Origin of the sequence: Geobacter grbiciae (assembly GCF_018531165.1) — a bacterium.
Classification (GTDB): domain Bacteria; phylum Desulfobacterota; class Desulfuromonadia; order Geobacterales; family Geobacteraceae; genus Geobacter; species Geobacter metallireducens.
In genome coordinates this window covers 92697-109910 of sequence record NZ_JAHDIW010000011.1, presented here as the reverse complement: position 1 = coordinate 109910, position 17214 = coordinate 92697, and the positions used below count along the sequence as shown (strand labels likewise).

18 protein-coding genes and 1 pseudogene are annotated in these 17214 nt (G+C 57.9%); 12 read left to right on the top strand and 7 right to left on the bottom strand.

Annotated features, from left to right (window positions below; translation table 11 throughout):
• The first annotated feature begins 14 nt into the window (after positions 1 to 14).
• Genes rplO through rplQ form a run of 10 tightly spaced genes read left to right on the top strand, consistent with a single transcriptional unit; the run spans position 15 to position 6431 of the window.
• The gene (rplO, locus tag KJB29_RS13585) at positions 15 to 461 is read left to right on the top strand and encodes a 50S ribosomal protein L15 (RefSeq protein WP_011365701.1); all 447 of its coding nucleotides are present in this window, start codon (positions 15 to 17) and stop codon (positions 459 to 461) included.
• Positions 458 to 1765 carry a preprotein translocase subunit SecY gene (secY, locus tag KJB29_RS13580; RefSeq protein ID WP_004514256.1) on the top strand — a complete coding sequence of 436 codons (1308 nt, stop codon included), beginning with the start codon at positions 458 to 460 and terminating at the stop codon, positions 1763 to 1765. Before rplO ends, secY begins: the two co-directional genes overlap by 4 nt.
• A 20-nt stretch (positions 1766 to 1785) precedes the next feature.
• Complete coding sequence (locus KJB29_RS13575) at positions 1786 to 2433, top strand: adenylate kinase (protein ID WP_215735039.1); 648 nt, start codon at positions 1786 to 1788, stop codon at positions 2431 to 2433.
• Position 2434: 1 nt separating this feature from the next.
• Complete coding sequence (gene map, locus KJB29_RS13570) at positions 2435 to 3181, top strand: type I methionyl aminopeptidase (protein ID WP_215735011.1); 747 nt, start codon at positions 2435 to 2437, stop codon at positions 3179 to 3181.
• A gap of 29 nt (positions 3182 to 3210) precedes the next feature.
• The gene (gene rpmJ / locus KJB29_RS13565; RefSeq protein ID WP_011365704.1) at positions 3211 to 3324 is read left to right on the top strand and encodes a 50S ribosomal protein L36; all 114 of its coding nucleotides are present in this window, start codon (positions 3211 to 3213) and stop codon (positions 3322 to 3324) included.
• Positions 3325 to 3348: 24 nt separating this feature from the next.
• Entirely contained in the window at positions 3349 to 3717 is a 369-nt protein-coding gene (gene rpsM, locus KJB29_RS13560; RefSeq protein ID WP_215735010.1) for a 30S ribosomal protein S13, read from the top strand.
• Between the two features lie 22 nt (positions 3718 to 3739).
• Positions 3740 to 4135, top strand: a complete 396-nt coding sequence (gene rpsK, locus KJB29_RS13555; RefSeq protein WP_215735009.1) for a 30S ribosomal protein S11 — start codon at positions 3740 to 3742, stop codon at positions 4133 to 4135.
• A gap of 43 nt (positions 4136 to 4178) precedes the next feature.
• Entirely contained in the window at positions 4179 to 4805 is a 627-nt protein-coding gene (gene rpsD, locus KJB29_RS13550) for a 30S ribosomal protein S4 (RefSeq protein ID WP_215735008.1), read from the top strand.
• A 33-nt stretch (positions 4806 to 4838) separates the two neighbouring features.
• Positions 4839 to 5861: a DNA-directed RNA polymerase subunit alpha gene (locus KJB29_RS13545; protein WP_215735007.1), complete on the top strand. Its 1023-nt coding sequence runs from the start codon at positions 4839 to 4841 to the stop codon at positions 5859 to 5861.
• Positions 5862 to 5894: 33 nt separating this feature from the next.
• The gene (gene rplQ, locus KJB29_RS13540) at positions 5895 to 6431 is read left to right on the top strand and encodes a 50S ribosomal protein L17 (RefSeq protein ID WP_215735006.1); all 537 of its coding nucleotides are present in this window, start codon (positions 5895 to 5897) and stop codon (positions 6429 to 6431) included.
• 174 nt (positions 6432 to 6605) lie between these two features.
• Here rplQ and KJB29_RS13535 read toward each other — a convergent pair whose 3' ends face one another.
• Genes KJB29_RS13535 through KJB29_RS13515 form a run of 5 tightly spaced genes read right to left on the bottom strand, consistent with a single transcriptional unit; the run spans position 6606 to position 11773 of the window.
• Positions 6606 to 7736: an ABC transporter permease gene (locus tag KJB29_RS13535; RefSeq protein WP_215735005.1), complete on the bottom strand. Its 1131-nt coding sequence runs from the start codon at positions 7734 to 7736 to the stop codon at positions 6606 to 6608.
• Positions 7737 to 7740: 4 nt separating this feature from the next.
• On the bottom strand, positions 7741 to 8874 hold the full coding sequence (locus tag KJB29_RS13530; RefSeq protein ID WP_215735004.1) for an ABC transporter permease: 1134 nt from the start codon (positions 8872 to 8874) through the stop codon (positions 7741 to 7743).
• Positions 8871 to 9833: an ABC transporter ATP-binding protein gene (locus tag KJB29_RS13525; RefSeq protein ID WP_215735003.1), complete on the bottom strand. Its 963-nt coding sequence runs from the start codon at positions 9831 to 9833 to the stop codon at positions 8871 to 8873. Before KJB29_RS13525 ends, KJB29_RS13530 begins: the two co-directional genes overlap by 4 nt.
• Positions 9830 to 10756: an ABC transporter ATP-binding protein gene (locus KJB29_RS13520; RefSeq protein ID WP_215735002.1), complete on the bottom strand. Its 927-nt coding sequence runs from the start codon at positions 10754 to 10756 to the stop codon at positions 9830 to 9832. Before KJB29_RS13520 ends, KJB29_RS13525 begins: the two co-directional genes overlap by 4 nt.
• A gap of 9 nt (positions 10757 to 10765) precedes the next feature.
• The gene (locus KJB29_RS13515; RefSeq protein ID WP_215735001.1) at positions 10766 to 11773 is read right to left on the bottom strand and encodes an HlyD family secretion protein; all 1008 of its coding nucleotides are present in this window, start codon (positions 11771 to 11773) and stop codon (positions 10766 to 10768) included.
• Positions 11774 to 11954: 181 nt separating this feature from the next.
• On the opposite strand from KJB29_RS13515, the gene KJB29_RS13510 reads away from it, so the two are divergent.
• A complete protein-coding gene (locus KJB29_RS13510; RefSeq protein ID WP_215735000.1) occupies positions 11955 to 12518 on the top strand; it encodes an ANTAR domain-containing response regulator in 564 nt (187 codons plus the stop codon).
• An 82-nt stretch (positions 12519 to 12600) separates the two neighbouring features.
• On the opposite strand, the gene KJB29_RS19875 is transcribed toward KJB29_RS13510, so the two are convergent.
• Together KJB29_RS19875 and carB are read right to left on the bottom strand one after the other, a co-directional pair.
• A complete protein-coding gene (locus KJB29_RS19875; protein ID WP_425514121.1) occupies positions 12601 to 13689 on the bottom strand; it encodes an ATP-binding protein in 1089 nt (362 codons plus the stop codon).
• 95 nt (positions 13690 to 13784) lie between these two features.
• A pseudogene (carB, locus tag KJB29_RS19870) lies at positions 13785 to 15800 on the bottom strand (carbamoyl-phosphate synthase large subunit); the annotation flags it as partial.
• 435 nt (positions 15801 to 16235) lie between these two features.
• Here carB and nifH point away from each other — a divergent pair.
• Positions 16236 to 17105: a nitrogenase iron protein gene (nifH, locus tag KJB29_RS13500; protein WP_215734999.1), complete on the top strand. Its 870-nt coding sequence runs from the start codon at positions 16236 to 16238 to the stop codon at positions 17103 to 17105.
• The last annotated feature ends 109 nt before the right edge of the window (positions 17106 to 17214 follow it).

Here is a 17214-nt window from a genome sequence, read left to right as displayed (position 1 = left end):
CAGAGGTGTCTGTGATGGAACTGAATAATCTCAAGCCGGCGATCGGTGCGACTAAAGATAGGAAAAGAATTGGCCGTGGAACTGGTTCCGGTCATGGTAAAACTGCAACAAAAGGCCATAAAGGTCAAAAGGCACGTAGCGGTGGGAGCATAAAAGCCGGTTTCGAGGGCGGGCAGATGCCGATGCAGCGTCGTCTTCCCAAGCGCGGCTTCACTCCGCTTATGCGTAAGGATTATGCCATCGTCAACATTGGTCAATTGGACGTATTCGAAAGCGGCTCTACTGTGGATGCAGAGGCTCTTCTGAACGCAGGGTTGATAAGTGGCGTCAAGGACGGGATCAAGGTCCTTGCTGATGGTGATGTGACCAAGTCTCTCGTTGTCAAGGTTCACAAATACAGTGCAAAGGCAAAAGAGAAGATTGAAGCAGTTGGCGGTAAAATTGAGGAGATCACGCTTTGATAGAGGCGTTTCAAAACATCTTCAGAATACCGGAACTTAAAAAGCGAGTTCTTTTTTCATTAGGGATGCTCGCCGTTTACCGGGTAGGGTGCCATATTCCGACTCCAGGGATCGACAGCACCGCACTTGCACACTTCTTTGCACAAGCCCGTGGTACACTCCTCGGGCTTTTCGACATGTTTTCGGGGGGTGCTCTGGAGAAGCTTACGGTATTTGCTCTGGGCATCATGCCGTACATTTCGTCCTCTATTATCTTTCAGTTGTTGACGGTAGTTGTCCCTGCCATCGAAAAACTTTCAAAAGAAGGCGAATCTGGCCGCAAGAAGATTATTCAGTACACGCGGTATGGAACTATCGTTTTGAGCGTTGTTCAGGCTCTGGGCATTAGTATCGGACTCGAAAGCATGCGTGGACCAGCCGGTGAGCTTGTGGTGCCGAGTCCTGGCTGGGGATTTAGATTTATGACCGTTATTACTCTGACCGCTGGCACAGCCTTCATTATGTGGCTTGGTGAGCAGATGTCGGAGAAGGGCATTGGTAACGGTATCTCCTTGATCATTTTTGCCGGTATTGTTGCAAGGATTCCGGTGGCGCTGGGTAACTCGGTGCGGCTGCTCAAGACAGGTCAAATTTCTCTCTTTGTAATCTTGTTTATACTTGTTCTCATGTTCTTGGTTATCGCTGCGATCGTTTTTGTTGAGCGCGGCCAGCGCCGATTGCCAATACACTATGCTAAACGTGTCGTAGGGCTGAAGACGTACGGTGGTCAGACGTCCCACCTTCCTCTCAAGGTTAATATGGCGGGTGTGATACCGCCGATCTTTGCTTCTTCGATAATTATGTTTCCTGCAACAGTGGCAAACTTCATTAATATTCCCTGGGTCCAATCCGCTGCAAAGAGTCTGACGCCCGGCAACTGGGTATATGACATATTTTATGTTGCTTTTATCGTATTCTTCTGTTACTTCTACACGGCTGTTTCTTTTAACCCCGTAGATGTGGCAGATAACGTTAAGAAGCACGGTGGTTATATACCGGGCATTCGCCCCGGTAAGGAAACTTCCGAGTATTTGGATCGAGTGCTTACGAAGTTGACGTTTGCAGGTGCGATTTATATTTCAGCTGTTTGCGTTCTTCCTTCTATTCTTATAGGAAAATTCAATTTGCCGTTTTACTTCGGAGGAACGGCGCTCCTTATCGCGGTGGGTGTGGGGATGGATACCGCTGCTCAGATTGAGTCCCATCTGATAACCCGGAGTTATGAAGGGTTTATGAAGGGGGTAAGGGTTAGGGGGAGGAAGTAGTGTCTGGAAATGAAAATGCGATTAATTTGATTTTTCTTGGTCCTCCTGGCGCAGGTAAGGGGACGCAGGCTAACCTTCTTGTCCGTAAGTATGGTATTCCGCAGATTTCGACCGGCGATATCCTGCGGTCGGCCGTTGCGAATCAGACCTCGTTAGGGATCAAGGCTAAGTCCTATATGGATGCCGGTTCGCTTGTTCCTGATGAAGTTGTTGTGGGTATTGTTAACGAGCGGCTTGCGGCAGACGATTGTGCCGCTGGTTTTATTCTTGACGGATTCCCGCGGACTGTGGCCCAGGCTGATGCGCTGGGTGGCATGTTGCGGGGGGCTGGTCGGTCGATTGCCCATGTTATATCGTTTGAAGTGGACTATGCGGTGTTGGTTGATCGTCTGACGGGGCGGCGTATGTGTAGGGCGTGTGGTCGTGGTTTTCATGTTCAGTATGATCGGCCATCCGTTGAAGGGCGCTGCGATAGTTGTGGCGGAGAGCTTTATCAGAGAGATGATGATAAAGTGGAGACAATCCGCCGTCGTCTTGACGTTTATGAGGAGCAGACTGTTCCCCTTAAGTTGTATTATGAGCGTGCATCACTGCTGAGGAAGGTCGATGCTCTTGGCTCAATAGAATCCGTTTCTCAATCAATTCAGATCATTGTGGCGAGTAGGTAGGGTGATTGTTCTAAAGTCACCCCAGGAAATTGAAAGAATGCGTTCCGCTGGACAGATTGTGGCGGAGATTCTCGATATTTTGAGGTCTGAGGTACGGGCTGGCGTTACCACTTTATTTCTTGACAGGCTTGCAGAGTTGGAAGCGCGAAAGCGTAAAGCGGTGGCTGCATTCAAGGGGTATGGGGGGTTCCCGTATGCTCTTTGCTGCTCTCTTAATGAGCAGGTTGTTCATGGCATGCCAAGTAAGCGTGAATTAGTCGAGGGGGACATAGTCAGCCTCGATTTCGGTGTTGTTTACAACGGATATTACGCTGATGCCGCTATAACAGTGCCCGTTTCGAAGGTTACTGCCCAGGCGGAGCGCCTTGTCAAGGTGACTGAAGAGTCTCTCCATTGTGCAATTGAGGCAGCAGTTCCCGGCAATAGGCTGTCAGATATTTCGCATGCAGTTCAGAGCTACGTGGAACGCCACGGATTTTCGGTCGTCAGGGATTTCGTGGGGCACGGGATCGGAAAGAAGCTTCACGAAAGTCCGCAGGTTCCGAATTTTGGCGAGCCTGGCCGGGGGGTCAGGTTGAAACCGGGAATGGTTCTCGCTATTGAGCCTATGATCAATGAGCGGAGTTATCAGGTAAAGGTGTTGGATGATGGCTGGACGGCCGTCACTTGTGATGGTGGCCTGTCAGCTCATTTTGAACATACTGTTGCTATCACGGAGTATGGTCCGGAAATACTCAGTAAACTCTAGTCGCATTCGAGGCATCGAAAGGATTAACGATGAAAGTAAGGGCGTCAGTAAAAAAAATTTGTGACAAATGCAAGATAATTAAGCGCAAGGGAATTGTTCGTGTAATTTGCGAAACGCCCAAGCATACCCAGAGACAAGGCTAAGAGACTACAGAGGAGGACCGCGCATTGGCACGCATCGCAGGCATTGACCTACCAAGAAACAAGCGGATAGAAATCGCGCTCACTTATATCTACGGGATCGGGCGTGCAACAGCACAAAAGATCCTGGCGGAATCAGGTGTCAGCGTAGATACGAGAACTGACAGCCTGACTGAGGCTGAAGTAGCCAAGATCAGGGAGTTTATCGATAAGAATATCAAGGTAGAGGGTGACCTTCGCCGCGATGTGTCCATGAACATTAAACGGCTCATGGACCTCGGGTGCTACCGTGGACTCCGTCATCGGAAGGGGCTTCCCGTTCGCGGACAGAGAACGAAGACCAATGCACGTACGCGCAAAGGTCCTGCCAGAACGGTTGCAGGTAAGAAGAAATAGACCATAGGAGTCTGGAGGAATAATGGCAAGCCCGGCTAAAAAAGTTGTCAAGAAGAAGAAGGAAAAAAAGAATATTCCCAATGGAGTGGCCCACATTCAGGCTACGTTCAATAATACTATCATCACCATAACTGATCCTGTTGGTAATGTGGTTGCTTGGTCTTCTGCTGGTGGCAAAGGCTTTAAGGGCTCTCGTAAGAGTACGCCGTTCGCTGCTCAGGTTGCAGCAGAGGACTGCGCGAAAAAGGCTCAGGATCATGGCATGCGTAGTGTTGAAGTGTATGTGAAAGGCCCTGGATCTGGTCGTGAGTCTGCTTTGCGTGCTCTTCAGGCTGCTGGTTTTCATGTCAACTTCATCCGTGACGTCACGCCGATTCCCCATAACGGCTGCCGTCCGCCGAAGCGCAGAAGGGTCTAATAAAACAGCACGTCGAGTACGTTTTACGTAAAGGAGGTCAACGTTGGCTAGATATACAGGTCCTTCCTGCAGGCTCTGCAGGCGGGAAAACATGGAGTTGTTTCTCAAGGGTGAGCGTTGTTACACTGACAAGTGTGCCATAAAGCGTAGGAATTATCCTCCCGGCCAGCATGGTCAGGGTAGGCCGAAGGTTTCCAACTACGGAATTCAGCTTCGGGAGAAGCAGAAGGTTCGCCGGATTTACGGCGTACTTGAGAAGCAGTTCCGCAGTTACTTTGAAGAGGCTGACCGGATGCGGGGCGTTACGGGTGAGAACCTGCTTTCACTCCTTGAACGGCGCCTTGATAATGTTGTATATCGCCTCGGTTTTGCTTCCTCTCGTACAGAGGCAAGGATTCTGGTCCGCCACAATCACTTCACCCTTAATGGGAAAAAAGCGAATATTCCCTCTATCCAACTCAAGGCTGGTGATGTGGTTGTGCTGAAAGAAAAGAGCCGCAAGATTGCCTGCATCAATGAATCCCTTGATGCGGTCGTTCGCCGTGGGACCCCTCAGTGGCTTGAGCTTGACAAAGAAGGCTACAAAGGCGTTGTAAAACTGCTCCCCGCTCGCGAGGACATTGCAATGCCGATTCAGGAGCAACTGATCGTCGAGCTTTACTCCAAGTAACAAGCGAACAGACCCGTAACAGGGAGGATATGCATGTACAGAAACTGGCGTGACCTGATCAGCCCCAAGAAGCTTCAGGTTGAGAGTGAATCGCTTACCAATACATACGGAAAATTTTTTGCTGAGCCCTTCGAACGTGGATTCGGAACGACACTCGGAAACTCGCTGAGAAGAGTGCTACTTTCATCACTTCAGGGCGCCGCGATTACTTCCGTGAAAATCAAGGGAGTGCTCCACGAGTTTTCATCCATCCCCGGTGTGACTGAGGATGTTACGAATATCATACTCAATCTCAAAGGTGTCAGCCTCAAGATGCACGGAAATGAGGCCCGCACAGTACGTATTATTCACAAAGGTGACGGGATTGTTAAGGCAGGCGATATTGTCACCGATGCAAATGTTGAAATTCTGAACCCAGACCACCATATTGCTACCTGTTCAAAGGATGCCAATCTGGAGATGGAGATGGTGGTAAAGCTGGGCAAGGGGTATGTGCCTTCGGACCGTAACCGTGACGAAAAAGCTCCGGTTGGAACGATGCCGATCGATGCCATATTCTCTCCCATCAAAAAAGTGAATTTCACTGTCTCAAATGCTCGTGTAGGTCAAATGACCGACTATGACAAGCTGACTCTTGAAGTCTGGACGAACGGTAGTGTTGTTCCGGAAGATGCGGTTGCGTTTGCTGCAAAGATTCTTAAGGAGCAACTGAGCATTTTTATCAACTTCGATGAAGAAGCCGAACCTGCTGAGGAAGCGGAAACCGAGGAGGAGCGTGAACGGGTTAATGAGAACCTTTATCGCTCCGTAGACGAGCTTGAACTCTCCGTACGCTCGGCAAACTGCCTCAAAAATGCCGGTATCAAGATGATTGGCGAACTTGTTTCGCGTTCCGAGGCTGAGATGCTCAAGACACAAAACTTCGGGCGCAAATCCCTGAACGAGATTAAGGATATTCTTGCAGATATGGGACTTACTCTTGGGATGAAGCTTGATGGCTTCCCTGACCCTGAGGTTATGCGTAGGATCCGTGGGGAGCGGAAGGACGAAGAATAATTGCTAGGTTTCCTGAAGAAAGGATTATAGGTTATGCGTCACAATAAGGCAGGGAGAAGACTTGGAAGAACCACGAGCCACCGGATAGCGATGTTTCGTAACATGGTGACCTCGTTTCTGGAGCATGAGCGGATCACTACCACTGATGCGAAGGCAAAAGAGCTCCGTTCCATCGCTGAAAAAATGATTACATTGGGCAAAAGAGGTGATTTGCATGCACAGCGTCAGGCTGCCTCCTATATCCGGGACAAGAAAGTCGTTACCAAGCTTTTCTCGACCATAGCCCCCCGCTACAAGGAGCGTGATGGCGGATATACGCGTATCATCAAGCTTGGCATCCGTCCGGGCGACAATGCTCCACTGTCTGTCATAGAGCTCGTTGAGGAGCAGGTGAACAAAAAAGAAAAGAAGGCCAAACCGGCCAAGGCAACTATCGTTGCAACAGCACCTGCTGTCGAGCAAGCTGCCGTTCTCACCTCCCCTGCTGACGAACCAGTAGTTGCCGAGGAAAACGCTCCTCAGTCCGCTGTTAAGGATGCGGTCGATGAGTGTGAAGGCAAAGCAGACTAAGTTGTCGGATGTTCAAAGTGTAAGCAAAAGAGGCAAGGGTAACCTTGCCTCTTTTGCTTTTGGGGCAGTTCAGTTGTGGATTTCAAACGTGAGCTTTCGTGATCATGCTGTTTTCCGGCCCAAGCCAAGACGTCTATAATTTCCCCTCTCCCCTATAACCTTCTTGCCACCTTCCTACGCCAGGGTCTTCCGGAACCGTTTCACTGCAAACCCCAGAATGACACTCCCCAGCACCAGCAGACCCGCCATCTGAGGCCATAGGATATCGACCCCCACCCCTTTCAGAAAAATCCCCCGAATGATGACCAGATAGTAGCGAAGCGGGTTCAGATAGGTGAAGTACTGGACCACCCGTGGCATGTTCTCGATGGGAAAGGCGAACCCCGAGAGGAGCATGGCGGGGAAGATGAAAAAGAACGAGCTCATCATGGCCTGTTGCTGGGTGGTGCTGATAGTGGAGATGAAGAGCCCGAAGCCGAGAGTGCTCATGAGAAAGAGGGCGGTTGAGCCGAAAAGGAGGGGCAGGCTTCCCCGGATGGGAACCTGGAACCAGAATTTCGACACCGCAGTAATGACTGCCACATCGATGAAGCCGATGAGGACGAAGGGGATGGTCTTGCCGAGAATGAATTCACTTCTGGAGATGGGGGTGACGATCATCTGCTCCATGGTGCCGATCTCCTTCTCGCGCACCACGGCCATGCCGGAGAGGAGCATGGTGATGATGAGGACGATATTGGCAATGACCGCCGGTACGAAGTAGTTGCTGCTCTCCAGGTTCTCGTTGAACCAGGCGCGGCTTTGGAGTTGGACGCCGCCCGCGAGGACACGTGCTCCTGCACTTCGGGGGAGTTGAGCTCCCCGCAGTTCGTCGTTAAGGCTGGCGGTGATCCGCGATGCATAGTTCAGGACGATGCCGGCGGTATTGCTGTCGCTGCCATCCAGGATGATCTGGAGCAGAGCCGTGCGTCCTCCCCCCAGGTCAGCGCCGAAGCCCCGGTTTATCCGGAGGATTGCCTTCGCCTCCCCCCGGTCCATGAGATCCCGCACGCGGCTTTCACGGTCTATCCGCTGGGTGATGAGGAAGTACCCCGATCGCTGGAACCGAGCGACCAGGTCCCGGCTTTCGGGGGAGTTGTCCAGGTCGTAGACAGCGGTCGTCACGTTCCGCACGTCGGTGTTCACCGCATAGCCGAAGATCACCGTCTGAATGGCGGGGATTATGAAGAGAATGAAGCGCATCCGGGGATCCCGAAGGGCCTGGATGATTTCTTTTACCAGCATGCTTCTGAGCCGCTCCAGCATCGCCTCACTCCACTTTCTTCCGGAATTTTTTTACTGCCAGGGCCAGAACAACCACTCCGAAGACCGCCAGGAACGCCGCCTCCGGTGCCAGCACGCCGAGCCCCACTCCCTTCAGATAGATATCCCGCAGGATGGTGACAAAGTAGCGGGCCGTAATGATGTGGGTCACTGCCTGGATGGGGGGAGGCATGTTCTCGATGGGAAAGATGAAGCCGGAGAGGAGGAAGGCCGGTAGCATGGTGGTCACCATGGCGATCTGGGAGGCGAGTCGCTGGTTCTTGGTGACGATGCTGATGAGGAGCCCGAAGGCGAGTGTGCAGGTGAGAAAGATGAGCGACATGGCGAACAGGAGCCAGAGGCTCCCCCGCAGCGGGATGTCAAAGACGAACTCCCCCACCAGGACCGAGAGGACCAGGTCGAGTATGCCGATGGCGAAATAGGGGATGAGTTTGCCGACGATGAGCTCCGCCCCCCGGAGCGGGGTGGTGATGAGCTGCTCCATGGTGCCGGTTTCCCACTCCCTGGCCACGGTGAGGGCGGTGAGTAGCGCGGCGATGACCATCATGATGACCGCGATGAGCCCCGGGAAGATGTAGTTGCGGGAGACCATGTCGGTGTTGAACCAGACCCGGGGGCGCACCTCCACGCTGCCGGCGGCGGGGACAGGCCCGAAGCGTCGGGTCTGCTCAAGGACCACCTCCCGGGCCCAGGCAGAGGTCACGGCCTCGGCATACCCCAAGGCGATGGTGGCAGTGTTTGAGTCGCTCCCGTCCAGGATCAGTTGCACCGGCGCCGGCATCCCCGTCCGGACCTTGCGGGCGAAATCGGTGGGGATCACCAGGGCCATGAGGACGTCGCGCCGGTCGATGGCAATCTCGATTTCCCGGTACGTGCCGACGCTCCCAGCCAGGGTGAAGTAACGGGAACCGGCGAAGCGGCTGATGAAGTCCCGGCTCTCGGGGGTGGCGCTCTGGTCCCAGACCATGAGCGGCACCCGGTCCACGTCCAGGGTGAGGGCGTAGCCGAAGAGAAAGAGCAGCAGCATCGGAATCGCGATCCCCATGCCGAGGCTCCGGGGGTCCCGAAAGACGTGGATGAATTCCTTGCGGGCCACGGCCGCCACGCGCTGGAGCTTCATCGCCTGAACTCCCGTTGGGGCGCGGTCTCCCGGTCCCTGGCCTCGATGAGGGAGACGAAGACATCCTCCAGGGAGGGGACGATCCGCTCGATGCCGTCCACGGTGAAGCCTCCGACGGTAAGCGACTCCTGGATGGCCGGGATCGCCTCGTCGGCCCGTTGGGCAACAACATGGAGCGTCCGTCCGAAGAGGGCGGCGTGTCCCATGCCGGGGATGGCCTCGATGGTCTCCATGGCATCCTGGGGCTGACTGCAACGCACCTCCACGATCTCCTCCTCCATGAAGCGGGTCTTCAGCTCCGCCGGGGTTCCCAGGGCGATGAGTTCCCCCCGGTAGATGAGGGCCAGGCGGTCGCAGTATTCGGCCTCGTCCATGTAGTGGGTGGTGACGAAGACGGTGACCCCCCCGCCGGCCAGGTGGTAGATCAGGTCCCAGAAGTTGCGGCGGCTGATGGGGTCCACGCCGGAGGTGGGCTCGTCCAGGAAGATGATGGGGGGCTCGTGGAGAACGGCGCATCCCAAGGCCAGCCGCTGCTTCCAGCCGCCGGAGAGGATTGCGGTTTTGGAGGCGCGGTGCTCTGTCAGCCCCGCCATCCGGATGACCCACTCCTTGCGTTCCTTCTTATTGGCGTCGGGAATCCGGTAGATGCCGCTGTAGAAATCGATGTTTTCCTCCACGGTCAGGTCTTCGTAGAGGGAGAACTTCTGGCTCATGTAGCCGATGTTCTTCTTGATCTCCTCGGGTTGCCGGACGATGTCGAAACCGGCTACGGTGCCGCTCCCCGCAGTGGGCTGGAGAATGCCGCAGAGCATCCGGATGGTGGTGGATTTTCCTGCGCCGTTGGGGCCCAGGAAGCCGAAGATCTCGCCCCGTTTCACGTCGAGGCTCACCCGGTTCACGGCCACGAAATCGCCGAAACGCTTTTCCAGGTCGCGGAGGGTGACCGCCAGGTCGCTCATTGGGTTGCCTCCCCGGAAAGCACCGATACCAGCACATCCTCAAGACTCGGCTCGATGGGGCGGATGCTCTGGACCGTCACCCCTGCCCCCTCCATGATCGCCTTGATGGCAGGGCCTGCCTCCTCCGCATCCCGCGTGACCACGTGGAGCCGGTCGCCGAAGATTCCCACGGATTCGCCCTCCAGGCGCTCCCTCAGGAGCAGGGCGGCTCGTCTCGGGTCAGGGGTCAGCACGTCGAGGATGGTGCCGTCCATGAGCCCCCGGAGGTTGTCGGGGGTGTCGCAGGCCAGAAGCCGCCCCCGGTGGATGAGCCCCACGCGGTTGCAGCGGTCCGCCTCGTCCAGGTAGGCGGTGGCCACGAAAACCGTCACCCCTTCCCGCAGGAGCTGGTAGAGGATGCGCCAGAAGTCCCGGCGGGAGACCGGGTCGACCCCGTTGGTGGGTTCGTCCAGAAAGAGAACCTTGGGGGTATGGATGAGGGCGCAGGCAAGCCCCAGTTTCTGCTTCATACCGCCGGAGAGGTTGCCGGCCAGCCTCTTTCCGAAGGGGGTCAGGTTGCTGAAGGAGAGGAGACGGCCGATCTTCTCGTCGCGCCCCCGCCGGGGGAGTCCGTAGATGTCAGCGTAGAAGTGGAGGTTTTCCAGCACGGTCAGGTCCGGGTAGAGGCCGAACCGCTGGCTCATGTAGCCGAGTTCCTCCTTGAGGGGCTCAGCTTCCCGCACCGTGTGGTGCCCCATGACCCGGGCCGACCCCTCCGTTGGGTCCATGATGCCGGCCAGCATCCGCATGGTGGTGGTCTTGCCGGCACCGTCGGAGCCCACGAGGCCGAAGAGCTCCCCCCGGGCCACGGAGAGGGTGAGTCCGTCCACGGCGGTCAGGTTGCCGAAGCGTTTGGTGAGGTTGTCGGTGGTGATGGCGTCCATGGCAAGAGGTTATTTCCCAGTCCCCGGTCCCTGGTCGCCGGTACCGATTTCAGCATCCACCGGCATCCCCGGCTTCAGTTCCATGGCGGGGTTCGGGATGGTTATCTTGATCCGGTAGACGAGCTTCACCCGCTCCTTTTCCGTCTGCACGCTCTTGGGGGTGAATTCCGCCTCCGGTGAGATGAAGGTGACGGTCCCCTCGTAGCGGCGATCGGGCCAGGTGTCGCTCCTCACCCGGGCCTTCTGCCCCACCTTCACCCGCCCCAGATCGGTCTCGGCGATGTAGGCCCGCATCCAGGTGTTAGGCATGTCACCCACGCTGATGATGGGGGTGCCAGCGGCCACCTGTTCCCCCGGCTCCACGTGCTTTGCCAGGACGAGCCCCGCCATGGGGGCGGCGAGGGTGGTGTAGCCGAGGCGGGTGCGGGCAAGCTCCAGCGCCTCCCGAGCCTGGCCGAAGCGGGCCCGGGCCGCGTCGATCTGTTCCTTCCGTGGGCCCCGGTGCATGAGCTCCTGCTGGGCCACGGCCTCGCGGAGGGCAGCCTGGGACGACTCGTGGGCGGCCTTGGCGGCATCGTAGTCGCGGCGGGAGATGACCTCACGCCGGAACAGGGCCTCCTGCCGGGCAAAATCGGCCTTGAGACGATCTGTCTCGGCCTTGACCCTGTTCACGGCGGCGTCGGCCCGGGCGATGTCCTCCTTCCGGAAACCGGTCTCCAGTTCCCGCAGATTCGCTGCCATGGCTTCCGTGTCACGCTCCCGCTGGGCCACTTCCAGGCGAAGGTCATCATCGTCAAGCCGTGCCACCACCTGCCCCGCCTTCACCAGCTCACCCTCGTCAACGAGCCGCTCCCGTACCCGCCCAGGAATCTTGAAGCTCACCTCCACCTCGGTCAATTCAATGGTTCCTGAAACGGCAACGGTGCTGCCGTCGTTCCCCGTGCGGCGGGTGACGAACCAGGCAATGGCCGCGACGGCCAGAAGCAGGATGGCGATCAGGGCTACCTTCTTCTTCATGGATGATCCTCCGGAGCGGTGTGGCGCCCGCGGGCGCGTCAGCATCTATTGTGGCACCGTGGTGGGCATTGTAAAGGATGGTGGAGGGGAACGCCAGCCCCTCCCTTGGAACGGTTTATGCTGAAAGCCAAGGGGTATGGAGGAGATTGCAGGTAAAAACATCAATAAGGTGGTGATTTCATTGAGAAGTGTTCTTATGTGCGATGATGAGCCGATTATCAGGATGAGCCTAAAAAATAAGCTCAAGGAGTTGGGCTTTGATGAAATCCGGGAGTGCGGGGACGGGGAGCAGGCTGTTGCGACGGCGCTGGCCACCATGCCCGACATCATTATCCTCGATGTCTCGATGCCCAAGAAGGACGGGATCACGGCGGCCCGGGAAATCCGGCAGCGGCTGAAGATCCCGATTATCCTCCTGACGGCCTGTTGTGACCCTGATACGGTCAGGCGGGCCAAGGAGAGCGGCATCGGGGGCTTTCTGGCCAAGCCTTTCCGGGAGCAGGACCTCTGGCCCGCCATTGAACTTGCCTGTGCCCATGCCGACGAGGTGGAAACTCTCAAGGAGGAAGTGGAGGATCTGAGGGAGACCCTGGAGAGCCGCAAGGTCATCGAGAAAGCCAAGGGGGTCCTGATGAGGAGTCAGGGGCTTTCGGAGCCCGAGGCGTTTCGCAGGATGCAGAAGCTGGCCATGGATAAGCGCAAGAGCATGCGTCAGATCGCCGAGGCGATTTTGCTTACGGAATAAAAAAGGGGCGCCTCCCGCGTGGGGGGGGGGCGCCCCTTTCGTACGACTATTGTGTGGCGGAATTGAAGGGCAGCGGTTCCCCTCAGAGGATGCCCGCGTGGTACTCCTGCAGGCTCATGACCGGCTCTTTGCCGTTGTGGCGGGCAGCTATCCCCTCGGCGGCGGCCACTGCTGCCGCCACGGTGGTTATGTGGGGAATCTTGTTGGCAATGGCGGCCTTGCGGATATAGGAGTCGTCATGGGCGCTCTGCTTGCCGGCAGGAGTATTGACCACCAGCTGGATTTCCCGGTTTTTGATGGCGTCCACAAGGTTGGGGCGCCCCTCGTGGAGCTTGGTGACCGGGGTGGCGGCGATGCCGTGGCCGGCCAGGAAGCGGCAGGTCCCCTCAGTGGCCCGGATGGTAAAGCCCAGTTCCGCGAAGCGGCGGGCCGCCACCAGGGCACCCTCCTTGTCCCAGTCGGCGATGGTGAAGAGGACCGAACCTGAGAGGGGGAGCTGGGCGTTGGCTCCCTCCTGGGCCTTATAGAAGGCGAGACCGTAGTTCCCCGCAAGTCCGAGCACCTCGCCGGTGGAGCGCATCTCCGGGCCGAGCACCGGGTCCACCTCCGGGAACATGGGGAAGGGGAAGACCGCCTCCTTGACCCCGAAGTGGGGGAAGGTGCGGCGGACGAGCCCCATATCCTTCAATTTCGCCCCCAGCATAACCTGCACGGCGATGCGGGGCATGGGGATGTTGCAGACCTTAGAGACCAGGGGGACGGTGCGGCTGGCCCGGGGGTTCGCCTCCAGGATGTAGACGGTGTCGCCGGCGATGGCGTACTGGATGTTCATGAGCCCCACGACCCCCATGGCCACGGCGATCCGGCGGGTGTACTCATCAATCGTGTCGATGTGCTTTTGGGGGATGCTGACCGGCGGGATGACGCAGGCTGAGTCCCCCGAATGCACCCCTGCCAGCTCGATATGCTCCATGACCGCCGGCACGAAGGCGTCGGTCCCGTCGCTGATGGCGTCGGCCTCGGCCTCGATGGCGTTCTCCAGGAACCGGTCGATGAGGATCGGGCGCTCCGGGGAAACGTCCACCGCCTTGGCCACGTACTCCCGGAGCATCTCCTCGTCGTGGACCACCTCCATGGCCCTCCCCCCCAGAACATAGGAGGGGCGCACCATGAGGGGGTATCCGATGCGGTCAGCAACGGCCAGGGCTCATCCAGGGTGCTGGCCATCCCCGATTCGGGCTGGGGGATTCCCAGGTCACGCATAACCTTGGCGAAGCGCTGCCGGTCTTCGGCCAGGTCGATGGTCTCCGGCGTGGTGCCGAGGATCGTTACTCCGGCCGCCTCCAGTTCGGCGGCGATGTTGAGGGGGGTCTGCCCCCCGAACTGGACCACCACCCCTTCGGGCTTTTCCTTGGCGTAGATGGAGAGGACATCCTCCACGGTGAGTGGCTCGAAGTAGAGCTTGTCAGAGGTGTCGTAGTCGGTGGAGACCGTCTCCGGGTTGCAGTTGACCATGATGGTCTCGTAACCGGCCTCCCGCAGGGCTAAGGCGGTGTGGACGCAGCAGTAGTCGAATTCGATCCCCTGGCCGATCCGGTTGGGGCCGCCCCCCAGCACCATGATCTTCTTCCGGTCGCTGACCGGCACCGTGTCCGGCGCGTTGTAGGTGGAGAAGTAGTAGGCGGCGTTTTCCACCCCGCTGACCGGCACCGCCTCCCACGCCTCGGTAAGCCCCAGGGTGAGGCGCTTTTCGCGGACTTGGGCTTCCGGGATCTCCAAAAGCTTCGCTAGGTAGCGGTCCGCAAAGCCGTCCCGCTTGGCCCGGAGCAGCAGTTCGTCCGGGGGGAGGCTCCCACGGTGCCGGAGGATCTCCTCCTCCAGTTCCACCAGCTCCTTCATCTGCTGCAGGAACCAGTGCTTGATGTGGGTCAGCCGGTGGAGTTGCACCAGGTCGGCCCCCTTGCGGATGGCCTCGTAGAGGATGAACTGGCGTTCGCTGGAGGGCTCGGCCAGCATCTCCAGAAGCCTCGGCAACTGCGCGGCGTTGAAGTCCCGGGCAAAGCCGAGGCCGTACCGGCCGATCTCCAGGGAGCGGATCGCCTTCTGGAGCGCCTCCTTGTAGTTCTTGCCGATGCTCATTACTTCGCCCACGGCCCGCATCTGGGTGCCGAGCTTGTCCTCGACCCCCTTGAACTTCTCGAAGGCCCAGCGGGCGAACTTCACCACCACGTAATCGCCGCTCGGGGTGTACTTTTCAAGGGAGCCGTCCCGCCAGTAGGGGATCTCGTCCAGGGTAAGCCCCGCGGCCAGGAGCGACGACACCATGGCGATGGGGAAACCGGTGGCCTTGGAGGCCAGGGCCGAGGAGCGGGAGGTGCGGGGGTTGATCTCGATGACCACCACCCGCCCGGTTTTCGGATCATGGGCGAACTGGACGTTGGTGCCGCCGATCACCTCGATGGCGTCGACGATCCGGTAGGCGTAGTCCTGAAGCCGGGCCTGAAGCCCCGGCGTTATGGTGAGCATCGGGGCCGTGCAGTATGAGTCGCCGGTGTGGACCCCCATGGCGTCCACGTTCTCGATGAAACAGACGGTGATCTTCTGGTTTTTGGCGTCCCGCACCACCTCCAGTTCCAGCTCCTCCCACCCCAGCACCGATTCCTCCACCAGGATCTGGCTCACCGGGCTGGCGGCGAGTCCCCGGGCAACGATGGTCCGGAACTCCTCCATGTTGTAGGCGAAGCCGCCGCCGGTCCCCCCCATGGTGTAGGCGGGGCGGATCACCACCGGCAACCCGATGCGGGACACCACGTCCAGGGCCCCTTCCATGGTTGTGGCAATCTCGCTGCGGGCGGTCTCGATGCCGAGCCGCGTCATGGTCTCCTTGAAGGTCTCCCGGTCCTCGCCCCGCTTGATGGCATCGAGATTCACGCCGATGACCCGCACCCCGTACCGGTCCAGCACGCCGGCCTGGGCCAGGGCCGACGAGAGGTTGAGGCCCGTCTGGCCACCCAGGTTGGGGAGGAGGGCGTCGGGGCGCTCCTTGCGGATGATCTCGGTCAGGGTGTCCACATTGAGGGGTTCGATATAGGTGGCGTCGGCCATGCCGGGGTCGGTCATGATGGTGGCCGGGTTGGAGTTCACCAGCACGATCCGGTAGCCCAGCTTGCGCAGGGCCTTGCAGGCCTGGGTGCCGGAGTAGTCGAACTCGCAGGCCTGTCCGATGATGATGGGGCCAGAGCCGATTATGAGGACCTTCTTGACGTCGTCGCGCCTGGGCATGTTTCCTCCTTGCCTGGAAAATGGGCATTGGTGAAAAATAATTGGGCAACTATCGCAAAAAAAGGAGGCAGCTGCAAGAAGTGAATACGTCACTCCGCAGCGTCAGGATGATACCGGTCCCTTGGCCTCTATTGCCATGGAGTCGAGGGCTTGTCATCGGAGGGGATTCCTTGCTTGTGCGATGGTTATTCCTTGAGCAGGTGAACAGGAAAGAGGCGTGCATTGCGAGGGGGGAGAAGCAAAGTTCAGTAATTACACTGTGTTGGTTTTTGGCACGGTCAGTGCTTTATCGGTTTTAAATCAATAACGAGAATACGCCGGAGTATTCGCTGCTGAACGCAGGCAAGGGCGCCACCAATATCACCATTGGGGCGCCTTTTTTTGTTGCCCCGCAAACCATTAAAGGCTCAGACCTAGGGCGAAAGGAGAAACATCATGAGACAAATCGCGATTTACGGCAAGGGTGGCATCGGCAAGTCCACGACAACCCAGAACACGGTGGCGGGGCTCGCTTCGCTGGGCAAGAAGGTGATGATCGTCGGCTGCGACCCCAAGGCGGACTCCACTCGCCTCATCCTCCATGCCAAGGCCCAGGCCACGGTTATGGACAAGGTGCGGGAACTGGGTACGGTAGAGGACCTGGAGTTGGACGATATTCTGAAGGTCGGTTACGGCGATGTGAAATGTGTCGAGTCCGGTGGCCCGGAGCCGGGTGTGGGGTGCGCCGGTCGAGGCGTCATCACCGCCATCAACTTTCTGGAGGAGAACGGCGCCTATACCCCTGACCTGGATTTCGTCTTCTACGACGTCCTCGGCGATGTCGTCTGCGGCGGATTCGCCATGCCGATCCGGGAGAACAAGGCCGAAGAGATTTACATCGTCTGCTCCGGCGAGATGATGGCCATGTATGCAGCCAACAACATTGCCAAGGGTATCCTCAAGTACGCCTCCTCCGGCAAGGTTCGGCTGGCCGGCCTCATCTGCAACGCCCGCAAGACCGACAAGGAGTACGAACTGATCGATGCGTTGGCAAAGAAACTGGGCACTCAGATGATCCACTTCGTTCCCCGCGACAATCAGGTGCAACGGGCCGAACTGCGGCGGATGACCGTCATCGAGTACTCTCCCGAGCATCCGCAGGCGAATGAGTATCGGACATTAGCCAAGAAGATTCTCGACAACAAAATGCTCGTGGTGCCGACTCCCCTGGAGATGGACGAGTTGGAGGATCTGCTCATGGAGTTCGGCATCATGGAGGCGGAGGACGAGTCGATCGTAGGGGTTGCCGAGTCAGTAGCGAGATGACGAACGCTTTTGGGCCATCTCGGCGTTTCCTGCGTCATCGCTTGTGCGGCGTAGCGCTGCTACGCCTCCGCGCTCTTCCTTGGAAGCCGCCGACCTGACCTCAAAATCG

What these genes read in the sequence shown, in the direction of transcription:
- KJB29_RS13545 (WP_215735007.1), top strand. Translation starts at nt 4,839, where the DNA reads ATGTACAGAAACTGGCGTGACCTGATCAGCCCCAAGAAGCTTCAGGTT.
- KJB29_RS13525 (WP_215735003.1), bottom strand. Translation starts at nt 9,833, where the DNA reads ATGAGCGACCTGGCGGTCACCCTCCGCGACCTGGAAAAGCGTTTCGGC.
- KJB29_RS13530 (WP_215735004.1), bottom strand. Translation starts at nt 8,874, where the DNA reads ATGAAGCTCCAGCGCGTGGCGGCCGTGGCCCGCAAGGAATTCATCCAC.
- rplO (WP_011365701.1), top strand. Translation starts at nt 15, where the DNA reads ATGGAACTGAATAATCTCAAGCCGGCGATCGGTGCGACTAAAGATAGG.
- rpsK (WP_215735009.1), top strand. Translation starts at nt 3,740, where the DNA reads ATGGCAAGCCCGGCTAAAAAAGTTGTCAAGAAGAAGAAGGAAAAAAAG.
- rpmJ (WP_011365704.1), top strand. Translation starts at nt 3,211, where the DNA reads ATGAAAGTAAGGGCGTCAGTAAAAAAAATTTGTGACAAATGCAAGATA.
- nifH (WP_215734999.1), top strand. Translation starts at nt 16,236, where the DNA reads ATGAGACAAATCGCGATTTACGGCAAGGGTGGCATCGGCAAGTCCACG.
- rplQ (WP_215735006.1), top strand. Translation starts at nt 5,895, where the DNA reads ATGCGTCACAATAAGGCAGGGAGAAGACTTGGAAGAACCACGAGCCAC.
- KJB29_RS19875 (WP_425514121.1), bottom strand. Translation starts at nt 13,689, where the DNA reads ATGGTGCGCCCCTCCTATGTTCTGGGGGGGAGGGCCATGGAGGTGGTC.
- KJB29_RS13535 (WP_215735005.1), bottom strand. Translation starts at nt 7,736, where the DNA reads ATGCTGGAGCGGCTCAGAAGCATGCTGGTAAAAGAAATCATCCAGGCC.
- KJB29_RS13520 (WP_215735002.1), bottom strand. Translation starts at nt 10,756, where the DNA reads ATGGACGCCATCACCACCGACAACCTCACCAAACGCTTCGGCAACCTG.
- KJB29_RS13515 (WP_215735001.1), bottom strand. Translation starts at nt 11,773, where the DNA reads ATGAAGAAGAAGGTAGCCCTGATCGCCATCCTGCTTCTGGCCGTCGCG.